Origin of the sequence: Cupriavidus sp. WS (assembly GCF_000395345.1) — a bacterium.
GTDB classification, from domain to species: Bacteria; Pseudomonadota; Gammaproteobacteria; order Burkholderiales; family Burkholderiaceae; genus Cupriavidus; species Cupriavidus basilensis_B.
In genome coordinates this window covers 1-1,590 of the sequence record NZ_AQPL01000564.1, presented here as the reverse complement: position 1 = coordinate 1,590, position 1,590 = coordinate 1, and the positions used below count along the sequence as shown (strand labels likewise).

The 1,590-nt window shown below is 68.9% G+C and carries 1 protein-coding gene; it reads left to right on the top strand.

Annotation, left to right across the window (positions count from 1 at the left end; genetic code table 11):
- Positions 1 to 324: 324 nt before the first annotated feature.
- A complete protein-coding gene (locus K206_RS0134605; RefSeq protein WP_011296266.1) occupies positions 325 to 1,368 on the top strand; it encodes a rod shape-determining protein in 1,044 nt (347 codons plus the stop codon).
- Positions 1,369 to 1,590: the final 222 nt, after the last annotated feature.

The window sequence follows — 1,590 nt, the reverse complement described above, 5'->3', positions numbered from 1 at the left end:
CAGGGAGGCAGGCGAGGGCCCTCTGATTAGGCCGCCCCGGCCGCAATTTTTTGTAATTGTGGCGCGGTTCCACCGAACTTTCGAGCGTGGCCTAATCAAAGGTTCCCGTAGAGGCTGTGCCGCCCGGGGGCGGTCCGGCCTCGGCTGGCGGTTCCGCCGTGGCCGCCGCGCATCCCCTGGATGGCGCGGCGCCGGCGTGGCGCCTGGCTCACCGCACGGTGGGGGGCCTTGAATACTACCCGTCGCAATGAATTTCGTGGCTGGCCCGATTGCGGTGCCGGCCGCTTCGCATACCTCGCGAACCACCAGAAAACAGGATTCCTGATGTTCGGATTTCTCCGCAGCTATTTCTCCAACGATCTCGCGATCGACCTCGGCACCGCCAACACCCTGATCTACATGCGCGACAAGGGCATCGTCCTGGACGAGCCCTCGGTGGTGGCGATCCGCCAGGAAGGCGGTCCCAACGCCAAGAAGACGATCCAGGCGGTGGGCAAGGAAGCCAAGCAGATGCTGGGCAAGGTGCCGGGCAACATCGAAGCGATCCGCCCGATGAAGGACGGCGTGATCGCCGACTTCACCGTGACCGAGCAGATGCTCAAGCAGTTCATCAAGATGGTCCACGACTCCAAGCTGCTGCGCCCGAGCCCGCGCATCATCATCTGCGTGCCGTGCGGCTCGACCCAGGTCGAGCGCCGCGCCATCCGCGAATCGGCGCTGGGCGCCGGCGCCAGCCAGGTGTACCTGATCGAGGAGCCGATGTCGGCGGCGATCGGTGCCGGCCTGCCGGTGTCGGAGCCGTCGGGCTCGATGGTGGTGGACATCGGCGGCGGCACCACCGAGGTGGGCATCATCTCGCTGGGCGGCATGGTCTACAAGGGTTCGGTGCGCGTGGGCGGCGACAAGTTCGACGAGGCCATCGTCAACTACATCCGCCGCAACTACGGCATGCTGATCGGCGAGCAGACCGCCGAGGCCATCAAGAAGGAAATCGGCTCGGCCTTCCCGGGCTCCGAGGTGCGCGAGATGGAAGTCAAGGGCCGCAACCTGTCCGAGGGCATCCCGCGCGCGTTCACGGTGTCGTCCAACGAAATCCTCGAGGCGCTGACCGACCCGCTCAACCAGATCGTCTCGGCGGTCAAGATCGCGCTGGAGCAGACCCCACCGGAACTGGGCGCGGACATCGCCGAGCGCGGCATGATGCTGACCGGCGGCGGCGCGCTGCTGCGCGACCTGGACCGCCTGCTGGCCGAGGAAACCGGCCTGCCGGTGCTGGTGGCCGAGGACCCGCTGACCTGCGTGGTGCGCGGCTCGGGCATGGCGCTCGAGCGCATGGACAAGCTCGGCAGCATCTTCTCCTACGAATAACCAGTCGGCGAGAGGACATCGCTCGTGGCGCGACGCGGCCTGCCGGATCGCCTGGTCGGGGCCGCGCCGCGCCGTGACGCCGCCTTGGCCACTGTCCCGGCCGCCGCCGCGGCCGCTCGCCTGGCCGCCTGCGCGGCCGCCTTCCCGACCCGGCCCGGCCCAGGGCACCCCGCGCCAGCGCGCCTTTCCCGCCACCCCGGCCATGCCGGCGGGCGTGGCGGG